Annotated in this window: 14 protein-coding genes; 2 read left to right on the top strand and 12 right to left on the bottom strand. The window is 62.4% G+C overall.

Annotated features, from left to right (window positions below):
- Positions 1-44 precede the first annotated feature (44 nt).
- On the top strand, positions 45-464 hold the full coding sequence (locus tag H8K20_RS11375) for an RNHCP domain-containing protein (protein WP_186488485.1): 420 nt from the start codon (positions 45-47) through the stop codon (positions 462-464).
- A gap of 219 nt (positions 465-683) precedes the next feature.
- Complete coding sequence (locus H8K20_RS11370) at positions 684-1,241, top strand: GrpB family protein (RefSeq protein ID WP_154867659.1); 558 nt, start codon at positions 684-686, stop codon at positions 1,239-1,241.
- A gap of 81 nt (positions 1,242-1,322) precedes the next feature.
- On the opposite strand, the gene H8K20_RS11365 is transcribed toward H8K20_RS11370, so the two are convergent.
- From H8K20_RS11365 to H8K20_RS11310, 12 genes are all read right to left on the bottom strand, one after another.
- Positions 1,323-2,132, bottom strand: a complete 810-nt coding sequence (locus tag H8K20_RS11365; RefSeq protein ID WP_186488484.1) for a GNAT family N-acetyltransferase — start codon at positions 2,130-2,132, stop codon at positions 1,323-1,325.
- Positions 2,133-2,267: 135 nt separating this feature from the next.
- Positions 2,268-2,792: a GNAT family N-acetyltransferase gene (locus H8K20_RS11360; RefSeq protein WP_186488483.1), complete on the bottom strand. Its 525-nt coding sequence runs from the start codon at positions 2,790-2,792 to the stop codon at positions 2,268-2,270.
- A gap of 141 nt (positions 2,793-2,933) precedes the next feature.
- Positions 2,934-4,328 (bottom strand): cysteine--tRNA ligase, encoded by a 1,395-nt coding sequence (cysS, locus tag H8K20_RS11355; RefSeq protein WP_186488482.1) that lies wholly within the window; start codon positions 4,326-4,328, stop codon positions 2,934-2,936.
- A 404-nt stretch (positions 4,329-4,732) separates the two neighbouring features.
- Positions 4,733-5,968, bottom strand: a complete 1,236-nt coding sequence (locus H8K20_RS11350; protein ID WP_164998239.1) for a D-alanyl-D-alanine carboxypeptidase family protein — start codon at positions 5,966-5,968, stop codon at positions 4,733-4,735.
- A 393-nt stretch (positions 5,969-6,361) separates the two neighbouring features.
- The gene (locus tag H8K20_RS11345) at positions 6,362-6,613 is read right to left on the bottom strand and encodes a hypothetical protein (RefSeq protein ID WP_186488481.1); all 252 of its coding nucleotides are present in this window, start codon (positions 6,611-6,613) and stop codon (positions 6,362-6,364) included.
- A 136-nt stretch (positions 6,614-6,749) separates the two neighbouring features.
- Positions 6,750-7,313, bottom strand: a complete 564-nt coding sequence (gene pgsA / locus H8K20_RS11340) for a CDP-diacylglycerol--glycerol-3-phosphate 3-phosphatidyltransferase (protein WP_186488480.1) — start codon at positions 7,311-7,313, stop codon at positions 6,750-6,752.
- Between the two features lie 13 nt (positions 7,314-7,326).
- Positions 7,327-8,667, bottom strand: a complete 1,341-nt coding sequence (gene rimO, locus H8K20_RS11335; RefSeq protein WP_186488479.1) for a 30S ribosomal protein S12 methylthiotransferase RimO — start codon at positions 8,665-8,667, stop codon at positions 7,327-7,329.
- Positions 8,668-8,679: 12 nt separating this feature from the next.
- Positions 8,680-9,327 carry a regulatory protein RecX gene (locus H8K20_RS11330; protein WP_154867645.1) on the bottom strand — a complete coding sequence of 216 codons (648 nt, stop codon included), beginning with the start codon at positions 9,325-9,327 and terminating at the stop codon, positions 8,680-8,682.
- 1 nt (position 9,328) lies between these two features.
- Complete coding sequence (recA, locus tag H8K20_RS11325; RefSeq protein WP_186488478.1) at positions 9,329-10,486, bottom strand: recombinase RecA; 1,158 nt, start codon at positions 10,484-10,486, stop codon at positions 9,329-9,331.
- A 67-nt stretch (positions 10,487-10,553) separates the two neighbouring features.
- Positions 10,554-11,414 carry a peptide chain release factor N(5)-glutamine methyltransferase gene (prmC, locus tag H8K20_RS11320; protein WP_186488477.1) on the bottom strand — a complete coding sequence of 287 codons (861 nt, stop codon included), beginning with the start codon at positions 11,412-11,414 and terminating at the stop codon, positions 10,554-10,556.
- Positions 11,408-12,331, bottom strand: coding sequence for a DUF1385 domain-containing protein (locus tag H8K20_RS11315; RefSeq protein WP_186488476.1), 924 nt, complete (start codon positions 12,329-12,331; stop codon positions 11,408-11,410). Before H8K20_RS11315 ends, prmC begins: the two co-directional genes overlap by 7 nt.
- Positions 12,303-13,784, bottom strand: coding sequence for a HAMP domain-containing sensor histidine kinase (locus H8K20_RS11310; protein ID WP_154867638.1), 1,482 nt, complete (start codon positions 13,782-13,784; stop codon positions 12,303-12,305). Before H8K20_RS11310 ends, H8K20_RS11315 begins: the two co-directional genes overlap by 29 nt.
- Between the last annotated feature and the right edge of the window lie 3 nt (positions 13,785-13,787).

The following is a 13,787-nucleotide window of genomic DNA, read 5'->3' as shown; positions in this document are numbered from 1 at the left end:
CCTCCCCCAAAGGATTGATATTTCACCTTTAGGAGGCGCATCCCATGAATCGGGAAAATAAAAGAAAATCATTTGACAGAGGATATTATAAGACACACCGCTGCTGCGAGACGTTTACCTGTAAGGTGTGCGGGCGGCTGGTGGTGCCGGCCGACGCCGGCAGCGAGCACCGCAACCACTGCCCCAACTGCCTGAGCAGTTTGCACCTGGACGACCAGCCCGGCGACCGGGCCGCCGACTGCGGCGGTATTATGGAGCCAGTGGCGGTATGGGTGCGCAGGAGCGGCGAGTGGGCCATCATCCACCGCTGCCGCCGCTGTGGCGCGCTGCACTCGAACCGCATCGCCGCCGACGATAACCCGGCCAAGCTGATGTCTATTGCCATGCGGCCGGTGGTGCTGCCGCCTTTTCCGCTGGAAAAGGTGGACGAGATGACCGCCCTGATGGGTGGCGACGAGCCGTAAAGCGGCTAAAAGAGCCCCCTGCCAACATCTAGCCAGCCGCCCAGCAGCGCTTTAGCACTGCTGGGCGGCTCTTTTTTGGGAATTTTTGCCCCAATAAGACCTGTATGGAGCGCAATACAGCCCGGTACCAGTAGCCGAGGCAGGTATTTCATTTTGCCGCCGTCTGTAGTAAACTGAAAAAAATGTGTGGTCGCCACCGCGGCAGAGGGAGGGCAATAAGTGGAAGGTGTTGGGAGAGGTAAGGTGCGGTTGCTGGCGCACAGCACTGCCTGGGACGAAGAGTTTGCGCAGGTAAAGGCGGAAATCGAGGCGGCGTGGGGACCGGCGGTACTGGATATCCAGCATGTGGGCAGCACGGCGATCAGCAGTATCTGCGCCAAGCCCATACTGGATGTAGCCGTAAGACTGGCCGACATAGAGGCCATGGATATCGCGGCTTTGACGGTACGCGGATACGAGCACTGCGGCCCCCAGTTTGGCCGCGACAGCTACCACCTGTTCGTTTTGCGGGGCGGCGACGGCCGCTCGCTGCGGCACATTCACTGTTACGACCGGCGGGAAGAGGAATTTTTTCAGCTGGTGGGATTTCGGGACTATCTCAACGCCCACCCCGACACGGCGGTGCAGTACGAGAAACTAAAGCGGGAATTGGCGCAGCGCTGGCCAGACGACCGGGTGCAGTACACGGCGGGCAAGGCGGCGTTTATCGCTGCGGTGTACGCGCGACTGGGACCCAGACAGCCCTGTGGCGACAGCGAGCCGAAAAATAGCTTTTAAAGGAGGAGCCGCAGCGCGCACTGTGCGCGCCGCGGCCCTTTTTCTGTACTGTATAGAAACGGTGCTGCCGGGGCGGCCCGCTCACCAGGTGAGGGTGAGCTCGTCCACCCGGCCGCAGGGGGCAAACCCCACATTTTGGTAGGCCCTGTTGGAGGACGGATTGGCCAGATCGGTATACAGGCAAGGGATCTTGCCATCGGCCAAGATATTTTGGGCGATGTGGTACACCAGCGCCGCGGCAAAGCCCCCGCCCCGATAGGCGGGCATGGTATACACCCCGCCGATAGCCACGAACTGGTCGGTGTCGCGCTTGCGCTCGGCCACGGCAGCGATAAGCCCGCTGGGGCGGCGGATGATGTAAAAGCGGCCGCTCTCGATGCAGCGGGCGGCGGCCTGCTTGAGGTCGCCAGTGTGGCGCAGCTCGCCGAAACAGTCGATATCGAAGTTGCGCAGGTAGTCGGCCAGCTGGGACTCGTCGCCGGGGACCGGCTGGGTGATGGGCAGGTCGCGGTTTTTGGGCGGCACCGGCTGCGGGCAGTGAAAGCTCTGCATCTGCACTGTGCTGGCCACCGCCCCTTTTTGACCGCCAAAGCGCGCGGAGAGCGCGGCGGCAATTGCTGGCTTGGCCACGAATTGAGCCCTGTTTTGCCCGTCAAATAAACCGCTGCAACAGTCGATGACGGCCGGGACGGCGCTCTGGGGGATGGCGTCGTCGGTCCACACCCAGGCCGGGTAGTGGGGACTGGACATGCCCACCACCGCCCAGCGGCCGTCGCTCGCCAGATACAGCGGCTGCTGGCGGATGACCTCCATCAGGCTAAAAGAAACTTTGTCTTTTTGATAGGCGGCGGTGGAGAACAGCGGGTGGTCGGCGGGGACAGGTTTCAGCACGGTGATCCCTCCTCTGGTGTTGAGCCGGCATAACAGAGACCGGACAAAATGGTTTTTACCAGTATAGCACAAATATAGCGCGGCGGCCAAAAACAGCAACACCGGGCCGGGCGACAGCGCCCTCAAAAACGCTCGCTACTGCGGCGGCGCGTCGATGGCGTACAGGTAGTGGCGCATATCGCCGGCATAGTAGCGGGTGGTAAAGGTCTGGCGGCAGGTCATGCCCAGCGCCTGGGCCACCCGCAGCGAGGGCTGGTTGTCGCACTTGATGATGGCGTGCACCCGTGTGGCCCCCAGCTGGCAAAAGGCGTACTGCACGCAGCTGGCGGCCGCCTCGCGGGCATAGCCCCGGTGCCAGTACCGCTTTTTGAGCAGATAGCCCACCTCCAGCACCTGCCGGCCCAGACAGGGCTGTAGGGTGAGGCCGACCTGGCCCACCACGTGGCCGCTCTGTTTTTCTACCGCTGCCCACAGGCCAAAGCCGTGCTGGCGGTAGCGTTGCTGCTGCCGGTCGAGCCACTGCTGCACATCGGCATCTTGAAAGTGGTGACCGTAGGCGTACATCACCTGGTCATCCTGCAGTATTTGGGCCAGGTCCTCCCAGTCGTTCTGGGTCAGGGGGCGCAGAATCAGGCGCGGGGTGGTGCGTATAAAGCCCATCGTCATCCTCCTTTTTTGGGTTTTTGACGGCGCGAGCCGCAGGGGCAAACTGGCCCCTGCGGCTCATCGGCGCACAGCTGCGCACCACCGGATCGGGCGGCGGCAGCTGCTTTTAAATTGTAAACAAATTGTAAAAACGGGCTATTTTCGGATGATCTGTACCCCGTCGGCGGTATCTTTTAAAGTGATGCCCATGGCCGCCAGCTGATCGCGTATGGCGTCGGCGGTGGCGAAGTCGCGGTCTTTGCGGGCCTGCTGCCGCTTTTCGACCAGCGCCTCGATGTCGTCATCCACCTCGTTTTTTTGGCGGTTGTAGCACAGGCCCAGCACGTCGGTGAGCACATCGAAGGTTTCAGCCGCCCGCTCGAGCGACGGCCGGCTGGGTTTTTGCGCGCCGTTTACAGCCATGTTGATATCTTTGACCAGCTCGAAGATGGCGCCGATGGCGTCGGCGGTGTTGAGGTCGTCGGCCATGGCGGCATCGAATTTTTCTTTGGCGGCGGCAGCCGACTGGGTGAGACTCTCGTCGCCGCTGTCGGCGGCTGTCTGCAGGGCGAAATCCAGCTCGTCACGGCAGTTATAAAGCCGCTGCAGGGCACTCACCGACTGCTGGATGACCTCCTGCGAGTAGTTGATAGGGCTGCGGTAATGGGCGGCGATCATCATAAAGCGGATGGGCTCGTAGCCGTAGACCTCGGCGATCTCGCGCACGGTGAAAAAGTTGCCCAGCGACTTGGACATTTTGCGGTTGTCGATGTTGATGTAGCCGTTGTGCATCCAGTAGTGGGCGAAATCGCAGCCGTTGGCGCACTCGGACTGGGCGATCTCGTTTTCGTGGTGGGGGAAGATGAGGTCCTGCCCGCCGCAGTGGATGTCGATGGTGTCGCCCAGGTAGTTTTTAGCCATGGCCGAGCACTCGATATGCCAGCCGGGGCGGCCGTTGCTAAAGGGGGACTCCCAGTAGGGCTCCCCTTCTTTGGCCGCCTTCCAGAGGGCAAAATCCACGGGGTCCTCTTTGATCTCGCCCACCGAGATGCGGGCGCCGGCCTCCAGGTCCTCCAGCGGCTGGTGGGAGAGCTTGCCGTACTCGGCAAATTTCTGCGCCCGGAAGTAGACGTCGCCGTTAGAGGCCACGTAGGCGTAGCCCTTTTCGATGAGCGCCGAGACCAGATCGATGATGTTCTGGATATTCTCGGTGGCTTTGGGGTGATAGGTCGCCTCGCGCACATTGAGGCCGGTGGCATCGGTCTTGTACTCGGCGATGTACCGCTCGGATATCTCGGCGAAGGTCTTGCCCTCTTCGCCTGCTTTTTTGATGATCTTGTCGTCGATATCGGTGAAGTTTTGCACAAAGGTGACCTGGTAGCCGGCGTACTCCAGGTAGCGGCGCAGCGTATCGAACACGCAGATGGGCCGGGCGTTGCCGATGTGGATGTAGTTGTACACGGTGGGGCCGCAGGCGTAGATCTTGACTTTGCCGGGCTCGATGGGCACCAGTTCCTCTTTTTGGCGGGTGAGCGTGTTGAATATCTTCACAGAAAAAACTCCTTTCGCATACCGGGCGGGCGGCCCGGAGCGCTGTAACTTTACGCGGACAGGATAAAAAACGCCCCCATGCAGCTCTGGCTGGCTGCACGAAGGCGACAGGGTACTACCGCGGTTCCACTTCGGTTTATCTCTCTATAAAATCGGCGGTAACGGGCCGGGGCCGGACCCGCATACTGACCACCGGAAGGCGGCGTTGGGCGGGCCTGCTGGCGGGGGCACTTGGCCCGGGCCGCACAGGGGGCGCTCGCAGCCGGTGGCGGCCCCTCTCTGTACTGTGCGGCGGTCGGGTTACTCTTCCCGCGTTTTGGCAGTTCGTCGCTCTAAAAGCAGAGCTATTTAGTGTGTATTTTAGGATAGCACAAAGTGCGCAAAAAGGCAACCGTCAAAAGCGGTCACTGCAGGCCGAAATACTCCTCGAGCGTTTGGCCGCTCTGCCACAGGGCGGCAGCCAGATCGGGGCCCACATAGCGGTAGTGCCAGGGCTCGTAGGCGTACTGGGTGACGAGCACCTTATCGGGCAGGTAGCGCAACACGAAGCCGTAGCGGTGGGCGTTTTGCGCCAGCCACCGGCCCTGGGCGCTCTCGGCAAAGTCGTCGGCACAGGTCATGTTGTAGCCGATGTCGATAGCCAGGCCCAGCTCGTGTTCGGAGCGGCGGGGGTAGGCGCTGTACATGGCGGCGTTTTGCACGTCGCTGGCGCGGTAGTTAAAGTAGAGCCTGTTTTGGGTGGCCTGGGAGCGGTAGGCCGAAAAGCCGATAAGCGTAAGGCCCTGCTCTTTGGCGGCCTGCTGCATCTGTTCCCAGGCGGCGGCTGCCGGGGCGCGCAGATAGCCGGCACCGGCGCCGTTGGTGGTAATAGACACCAGGTCATTCGGCTCCCACCCGTCGGGCAGCGCGCGGTATTTGTTGACCACCGCGGTGACCGAATCGGGGTCGGAGATGACGGTGGGGGTGATGCTGGTGGGCTCGACGATGCCGTTTTCGTAGGTGATGGGGCCGGCGGTACCGCCGCCGCTGCCAGCGTCGCTGCCGCCGGTGGGGACGGCGGGTGCGGCCGCGACTGTGAAGGTGACGGTGTGGGTGGCACGGTTGCCGGCGGAGTCGGTGGCGGTGTAGACCACCGGGTAGTCGCCAGGGGTGGCGGCATCCACCTGACCGCTGTAGGTGATGCCGGCGCTGAGGTCGCCGTCTACGTCATCGCTGGCGGTGAGGCCGATGGCCGCGGCGGACAGATCCATCTCGGGGCCGGTGTAGGCTATCGTGTCGGGGCCAGAAAACTGGGGCGCCAGATCGTCGACATAGTGTACAGTGAGGGTAAAGCGGCCACTTATCCCCAGCAGATTTTTTACCCGGTAGACGATCTTGTGGTCGCCGGGCGCGCTGGGGGCGGCGCTCTCGTCGCCGGTGATGGCGCCGGTCAGGTCGCGGCCCAGGCCGTCTTTGGCGGTGATCTTTTTGGGTACAAAGCTGCCGCGCTGCTGCCAGGATACGGTCTCGCTGACGCTGGTGCCGGTGTGCCCCCCGTAGGTAAACACCGGCTTTTTGGCCGCCAGCAGCAAAAACAGCGCCACCGCCGCCAGCAACAGCGCCGCCGCGGCGATGAACACCACTCTCTTTTTGCGGGTCATGAAACCACCTCTTCCACTTTTCTGTCGTGTTCTATGATCCTTACAGCCCGTGCATGCAGGCCAGAAGTTTCCCATGCATCTCTGTATACGTACTGTAGGTCGCTCCTATTTTTAGCAATGAGGAAAGCGATATACTCTTTTGCATACCCGCCTTTTCGTTTAGGATGCGGGTCGGCAGCAGATAAAAGTCCCACTGCCGCAGATCCAGTGGGTCGGCTGTCTCTTGTTCCCGGTGCTTGTAGACACAAAATACGTAGATATCCGCCTGCCGCGCTCTGGTCGTACCGTACACGTTGGTAGTGCTGTCCCACCCCAGAGTGGGGCGGATGCCAAACACCAGTTTGGAGGCCGCCTTTTGCCCCCAAGACTGCAGATAGCCCGAAGTTTTTACCTTTATGGTAAAAAGCCCTCTTTGGTGACCAGGTCGTACCGGTCCCACGCGATGCGCGTGCCGCCGTGTACGCCCAGTGCACAGGCGACGATATACTCTGCCAGTATGCCCCGCTCGGTATTGGTCAGCAGGTCAGAGTGGGCCCAGCGCCAAAAGTCGGCCAGGCGCGCCACCTCCCCGCCCCTGCTGTCTCTGAGCGGCTCGGCGCCGCTGCGAGCCGGCGGCTGCACGGCGGGGTACAGGAACTCTCTCATCGGGCATCTGCTCCTTTTTATAAGGGGGCCGGCAGCCGCTGGGCACTTGATCGCCCGCGCGCCCAGCGCCGGTAAAAGCGGGCGGCATCTTGGCCCCGACACGGCAAAAAGGCGCCGCAGAGCAGCGCCTTTTTCACTATTTGATGGTGTTTATGTACTGCAGGTTGTCGACCAGGTACTTGCCGCCGGAGATGGCGGTGACCGCGGCGATGACCCACATGCCGACGTTCGAGATGAGCGGCACATCCAGCGACTGGGCGATGCCAAAATCCTGCAGCGCCAGCAGCAGCAGCACGCCGATGATGACGATGAGCTGGATGACCGTTTTTACCTTGCCCCAAATATTGGCGGCGATGACGTTGCCCTCGCCCACCGCCACCAGGCGGATGGCGCTGACCATAAATTCGCGGCCGATGACGATGAGAACCGCCACGCTGGAGGAGAGGCCCATCTCGATAAAGCAGATCATGGCCGAGGTGACCAGCATCTTATCGGCCAGCGGGTCTAAAAACTTGCCAAAGGTGGTGACCTGGTTATGCTTGCGGGCCAGCTGGCCGTCGAGCATGTCGGTCAGCGAGGCGACGGTGAAGATGACCAGGGCGATGAGATAGCTGGCCGGTATATCGCTGATGAGCAGCGCCGCCACAAAAAACGGCACCAGTACCATGCGCAGCACGGTGAGTTTGTTGGGTGTGTTCATGTCGGTTCCTCCCCTATGCGTCGTCTGCGGCCAGATGGCCGTACAGGTCAAAATCGTCGGCCTCGTCGACGGTGATGGCTACCAGGTCGCCGTTTTGCAGGTCGCATTCGGCGGCAAAGCGCACGGTACCGTCTATCTCGGGGGCGTCGTGCTGGGTGCGGCCCACGTAGGCCATGTCTTCGCTGTCGAAGTAGTCCACCATCACCTGCACCGTTTTGCCGATCATCTGGCGGTTGTAGTCGCCCATGATGAGGGCCTGCTTGTCCATGATGTGCTGGGCGCGGTGGCGCTTTGTCTCCTCGTCGAGCTGGCCGTCGAGTTTCGCGGCGGGGGTGCCTTCCTCCTGCGAGTAGGCAAAGCAGCCCAGGCGCTGAAAGCGCATGTCGTCGACGAACCGGCACAGCTGCTCGTACTGCTGCTCGCTCTCGCCGGGGAAGCCGGCGATGACGGTGGTGCGGATGAACACGTCGGGCACCCGGTCGCGGATGAGGGCGATGACCTGGCGCACCCAGGCGTCGTCGCCTTTGCGGCCCATGCGGCGCAGCACCTCTTTACTGGTGTGCTGCAGCGGGATATCGATGTACTTGACGATCTTTTCCTCGCGGGCGATGATATCCAGCAGCCGGTCGGTGATGCGGTCGGGATAGCAGTACATCAGACGTATCCAGACAAAGCCGTCTATTTTGCACAGCTCCTCGAGCAGGTCGGCCAAGCGGGGTTCGCCGTACAGGTCCTCGCCGTAACGGGTGGTATCCTGCGCCACCACGATGAGCTCTTTGATACCCGCCGCGGCCAGCTCTTTGGCCTCGGCCACGATATCCTCGATGGTGCGGGAGCGAAAATCGCCCCGGATGTAGGGGATGGCGCAGAAGGTGCAGCGGTTGGAGCAGCCCTCGGATATTTTTAAGTAGGCGTAGTGCGACGGGGTGGTGAGGATGCGGCTGCCGGCCAGCGGCAGGTCGTAGGCGCTGGCAAACAGCTGGGGGTGGCTGCCGGCCAGCGCATCTTTGATGATCTGGGCGATCTGGCTGTTGGAACCTATGCCCACCACGCCGTCGACCTCCGGTATCTCGGCGAGGATCTCGTCCTTATAGCGCTGGGCCAGACAGCCGGTGACCAGCACGCACTTGAGCTGCCCCTCTTCTTTTAGCTGGCAGAACTCCAAGATGGTGTCGATAGACTCCTGCTTGGCGTCGTCGATAAAGCCACAGGTGTTGATGAGCACCACGTCGCACAGCGACGGGTCGGCCTGCAGCTCGAACTCGGGGTCCTGCTGGACAAGGCCCAGCAAGATCTCGCCGTCGACCTGATTTTTGGGGCACCCTAAAGACACCATTCCAACTTGTATTGGCATATGTAAACTCTCCTAGTATTCCTCGTAGTCGTCTTCTCCGCTCTGTTGTGCGGCGATCATCTGCCGGCAGTCGCTGTAAGAAAAGCCGCGGCGGGCCAGAGCGGCCAGCGCGCGGTCGCGCCCCTTGGGGCTAGACAGGTCGCGGCTATAGCTGCGCGCCAGCAGGTAGCGGATGCTCTCGCCGTCGTCAAAGCCGCTGTCGGCCAGTATCTGCTCGACCTGCTCGCGGGTAAGACCGCGCTTTTGCAGCTCCATGCCGATAAAGCGCACCGAGTAGTGCTTTTGGGAAAACAGCTCGGCGGCCAGCTTGTAGCCGTAGTCGAGATCGTCGAGCAGACCGGCGGAGCCGACGAGCTCGGCCACCTGGCGCGCGATGTCGCGGGGGTAGGTGCGGCTGAGCTTGTCGGTGAGCTCTTTTTGGGCGTAGGGGCGGCGGCCCAGATAGTCCAGCGCCTTGTCCTTACACTTTTGGATATCGGACTGGTACTTGACCTCTTCCAAATAGGCGTAGGAGACGGTCTTTCCCGGGCGGATATCGGGATTTTTGACCAGTGTTTCGCCGTCGATGGACCACAAAAACTCGCCGTCGACAAACACGCTGTAGCGGCCCCGCTTGGTCTTCTCTAAGCCGGTGACCACGCCGGCGCCGGTCTCGCGCATGTTATTCGTCCTCTACTTCGATATCGATCTCCACCTCGGCCTTGGCCGGCGCTTTGGCCGATGCTTTGCCGGTGGCTTTGGCCGCGGGAGCGGGCGCGGCGGGGGCGGCCAGCGGGGTGTCGTCTTTGCCGGCGGCGGCGATGGGCTTTATGCCCACCTTGTCGCTCTGGGCGCGGATGGCGTCCTCGATCTCCCGGGTGACCTCGGGGTGCTCGCGGAAGAACTTTTTGACGTTGTCGCGGCCCTGACCCAGCCGCTCGCCGTTGTAGCTGAACCAGGCGCCCGACTTTTTGACGATGTCGAGATCGACGCCGATATCCAGGATCTCGCCCTCTTTGGAGATGCCTTCGCCGTACATGATATCGAACTCGGCCACCTTAAACGGCGGGGCCACCTTGTTTTTGACCACTTTGGCCTTGGTGCGGTTGCCGATGAAGTCGCCGCCGGACTTGAGTGCCTCGGACCGGCGCACGTCGATGCGCACCGAGGAGTAGTATTTGAGGGCGCGGCCGCCGGGGGTGACCTCGGGGTTGCCGTAGACGATGCCCACCTTTTCGCGCAGCTGATTGATGAATACCGCCACACATTTTGTTTTGCCGATGATGCCGGTGAGTTTGCGCAGCGCCTGGCTCATGAGACGGGCCTGCAGGCCCACGTGGCTGTCGCCCATGAGGCCCTCGATCTCGGCGCGGGGGACCATGGCGGCCACCGAGTCGATGACGATGACGTCGATGGCGCCGGAGCGCACCAGCGCCTCGCAGATCTCGAGCGCCTGCTCGCCAGTATCGGGCTGAGAGACCAGCAGCGCATCGATATCCACCCCCAGGGCGGCGGCGTACACCGGGTCGAGGGCGTGCTCGACGTCGATAAAGGCGGCGGTGCCCCCCTCTTTTTGGGCCTGGGCGGCGATGTGCAGCGCCACCGTGGTCTTGCCCGAGCTCTCGGGGCCGTAGATCTCGACCACGCGGCCGCGGGGCACGCCGCCGATGCCCAGCGCCAGATCCAGCGACAGGCTGCCAGTGGAGATGGCCTCTACATTGAGGGTGGAGTGCTGGCCCAGGCGCATGACCGCGCCTTTGCCGAACTGTTTCTCGATCTGGGCCAGCGCCGTCTCGAGCGCCTGCTGTTTATCGGGGGCCTTTTGCTGTTTCTCCGCCATATTCGTCTTCCTCCAAAACAAACGTTTTCATTTCTAAGTGATAGTATACTGTATCGGCGGTCAAAAATCAACCGGCAGCCGGGCGTCGAGCCACCGCTACCCGGGCGTTTTGAGCGTAGTCCCTGGCAATAAAAACGCCGCTGTAGCCGCAGTTTTTGAGTATCTCGGTCACCGCCGGGCCCTGGCTGGCGCCAATTTCCAGAATCAGCGCGCCGCCGGGCAGCAGGCAGGGCAGATAGCGCCGGGCGATGGCCCGGTAAAAGCCCAGCCCATCGGCCCCGGCCGCCAGCGCCATGGCCGGCTCGTAGCAGACCTCCGGCTGCAGGGCGGCCATCTCGGCGGCGGTGATGTAGGGGGGGTTGGCGGTGATGAGCGAGCAGGGCGGGCAGCGGTGCTCGTAGCCCAGCACATCGGCCAGCACCGGCTGCACGTCGGCGCCGTTTAGGGCGATGTTTTTTTGTAAGTAGCGAAAGGCGGCGGGCGATTTTTCCACCGCCGTGACATGGCTGCCGGGGATGTGCTTTTGCAGGGTGACGGCGATGCAGCCGCTGCCGCTGCACAGGTCGCAGATCGCCGGGCCGGCGCTGTAGCCGGGCAGGCCGGGGGCCAGCTCGATGGCTATCTCGCAGAGCCGCTCGGTATCTGGGCGGGGGATGAGCACCCCCTCCCCCACCAGGTACTCGCCGTCGTAAAACGGCCAGCTGCCCAGCAGGTACTGCAGCGGGTAGCGCCGGGCCCGGCGGCCTATGAACTGCAGGTAGCGGGCCTGTTGCCCCTCTGTGACCGGCTGGTCGCCCCAAAGCGGCAGCTGGGCGCTGCCGATATGTAAGACGTGCGCCAGCAGCTGCCGGGCGTCAAAAGCCGCGTCCTCCAGCCCGGCCCGGCGCAGCAGCTCGGCGCCGCGGCGCTGCAGCTCGGCGACTACCAACGGTCGTCCTGCCCCTCTTTGGGCAGCACCGCCTGCATGGCGGCGATGGCCACCTCGATCATGCTGTCGTCGGGGTTTTTGACGGTGAGCCGCTGCAGCCACAGGCCGGGTTTCGAGATGGCCCGGGAGACGGGGTTGTCGTGGCCGCCGGCGTAGCGGATGATCTCGTAGCTGATGCCCATGACCAGCGGCAGGAGCAGCACCTTGATGAGCGCCCGCAGCCACACGCTGCGCCAGGAGACGAAGGCGTTGACCAAAATGCTGACCAAAATGACGATGAGCAGAAAGCTGGTGCCGCAGCGGGGGTGGTAGGGGCTGTGGCGGCGGACGTTCTCGACCGTGAGCGGCTGGCGGTGCTCGTAGCAGGCGATGGTCTTGTGCTCGGCCCCGTGGTAGCGAAACACCCGCTTGATGTCGCTCATCAGCGACACCAGCGCCATATAAGCCAGAAAGACGGCGATCTTGATGGCGCTCTCGACCACCACCCGCCAGCCGCCCAGCGGCAGGAACCTGTCGATAAGGCCGGTGGCGGCGGTGGGGATGACCATGAACAAAATGAGGCACAAAAACACCGCCAGCACCCCCGCCAGCGCCGAAAAGGCGGTGGTGGCGGCCCCGGACATGGGCTTTTCGTCCTCGTCGTCGAAGGCGCCGGATATCTCGGCCGACTCCATCATGCAGCGGTAGCCCAGCACCAGGGTGGCGATGAAATTACACACCCCGCGAATGAGGGGGACCTTGTTGTACCAGCTGGTGAGGGCCTTATCCGGCCGCTCCTCCAGGTGGATGGTGCCGTCTTTTTTGCGCACGGCTAAGGCGTATTTGTCGACGCCCCGCATCATGATGCCCTCGATGAGGGCCTGCCCGCCGATGCGGGTCTTGTGGGGCTTAGCTGTCTGACTGCTGTTTTGACTCATGGTATCTGCGTATCTCCTCTTCGTCTATCTTGGCGATCTGCATGGTGGTGGAATCGACCTTTTTATCCATGACCGGCACAGCGATGCGCACCGTGGTGCCCACCCCTTCTTCGCTCTCGATCTGCAGCCGGCCCTTGTGCAGGGTGATGATCTCGTCGGCCACCGCCAGGCCGATGCCGGTGCCGCGGCGGGCGTTTTGCCCCTTGACGAACTTCTCTTTGACCCGGGGCAGGTCGGCGGCTTTGATACCGGCGCCGGTATCGGCGATCTCGGCGATGACGAAGCCGTCTTCCTCTTTGGCGGTGACGCGGATGGTACCGCCCTTATCGCAGTATTTGAGGGCGTTGTCTAAAATGTTGATAAACACCTGGCGGATGCGGTTTTTGTCGCCGAACACCGGCGAGACGATGTCGGGGTCGTTGTAGATGAGCTCGATGCCCTCACGGCGGGCGCGCTCGCCGAACATGATGACCACCTCGCCCAGCTCGGCGAGCACGTCGATCTTGGAGAGCACCAGCGTGAGCTTGCCGCTCTGCATGCGCGAGAAGTCCAGCAGCTCCTCCACCATATCCGACAGGCGCTCGGTCTCGCTGATCATGATGTTCATGCCCATACGCACCGTGTCGCCGTCGGTGACCGGGTCGGACTGGAGCACCGTCTCGCCCCAGCCCTTGATGGCTGTCAGGGGGGTGCGCAGCTCGTGGGAGACCTGGGAGATGAACTCGTTTTTGACCTGCTCGGCCTTTTGCAGCTCGTCGGCCATGTAGTTGATGATGTTGCACAGCTGGCCGATCTCGTCGTTGTGCTGGCTCTTGATGCGCACCGAGAAGTCGCCGGAGGCTATTTTGGTGGCGATGACCCCCACCTGGCCGATGGGGTTGACGATGCTCTTGATAAAGTAGGTGCTGGAGAGCACCACGAACAGGATGACCACCGCCGAGAACAGCAAAAACAGCACCGCGATCTTGACGATCTCGCCGTCGACGGCCTTGAGCGAGCAGACCATGCGGATGCCCTGCACCTCGCCGCCCAGGCTGCTGGAGATGTAGCACACCGACATGACTTTGCCGGCGCTGCGGGTGTAACCCACCTTCATGCCGAAGCCGTCAGAGGAGGCCTTGGCCTTTTCGAAGTCGCCGTCGCCCAGCTCGTCGGAGGGGGAAAAGCCGCTGGAAGTGAGGGTGACCGCCCCGGACTTGTTGAGCAGCATCACCTCGTACTTGTCTTTTTCCTCAAAGCCGGTGACCATCGACTCCACCATCTGTTCGGTGGCCGACTGCTGGCTGCTCTTGATGGCGTTGGCCATCACCTCTAAGCGGCTGGTGATGGTCTGCTCGGCGCTGGAATAGTAAAAGCTGCGCACCCCCACCACCACGATGAGCATGATGGCCGAGAGGATGACCACGATGATGGTCAAAAAGTTGAGCATCCAGCGTTTGGTCACGCTCTGCATAAG

It is taken from the genome of Neobittarella massiliensis (ex Bilen et al. 2018), assembly GCF_014269355.1.
Classification (GTDB): domain Bacteria; phylum Bacillota; class Clostridia; order Oscillospirales; family Ruminococcaceae; genus Neobittarella; species Neobittarella massiliensis.
This window is presented reverse-complemented; position numbering and strand designations above follow the sequence as displayed.

Excerpts from the sequence above, each read along its gene's own strand:
- recA (WP_186488478.1), bottom strand. The coding sequence starts at position 10,486 with ATGGCGGAGAAACAGCAAAAGGCCCCCGATAAACAGCAGGCGCTCGAG.
- H8K20_RS11375 (WP_186488485.1), top strand. The coding sequence starts at position 45 with ATGAATCGGGAAAATAAAAGAAAATCATTTGACAGAGGATATTATAAG.
- rimO (WP_186488479.1), bottom strand. The coding sequence starts at position 8,667 with ATGCCAATACAAGTTGGAATGGTGTCTTTAGGGTGCCCCAAAAATCAG.
- H8K20_RS11345 (WP_186488481.1), bottom strand. The coding sequence starts at position 6,613 with ATGAGAGAGTTCCTGTACCCCGCCGTGCAGCCGCCGGCTCGCAGCGGC.
- H8K20_RS11360 (WP_186488483.1), bottom strand. The coding sequence starts at position 2,792 with ATGGGCTTTATACGCACCACCCCGCGCCTGATTCTGCGCCCCCTGACC.
- H8K20_RS11330 (WP_154867645.1), bottom strand. The coding sequence starts at position 9,327 with ATGCGCGAGACCGGCGCCGGCGTGGTCACCGGCTTAGAGAAGACCAAG.
- H8K20_RS11350 (WP_164998239.1), bottom strand. The coding sequence starts at position 5,968 with ATGACCCGCAAAAAGAGAGTGGTGTTCATCGCCGCGGCGGCGCTGTTG.
- pgsA (WP_186488480.1), bottom strand. The coding sequence starts at position 7,313 with ATGAACACACCCAACAAACTCACCGTGCTGCGCATGGTACTGGTGCCG.
- H8K20_RS11315 (WP_186488476.1), bottom strand. The coding sequence starts at position 12,331 with ATGAGTCAAAACAGCAGTCAGACAGCTAAGCCCCACAAGACCCGCATC.
- H8K20_RS11310 (WP_154867638.1), bottom strand. The coding sequence starts at position 13,784 with ATGCAGAGCGTGACCAAACGCTGGATGCTCAACTTTTTGACCATCATC.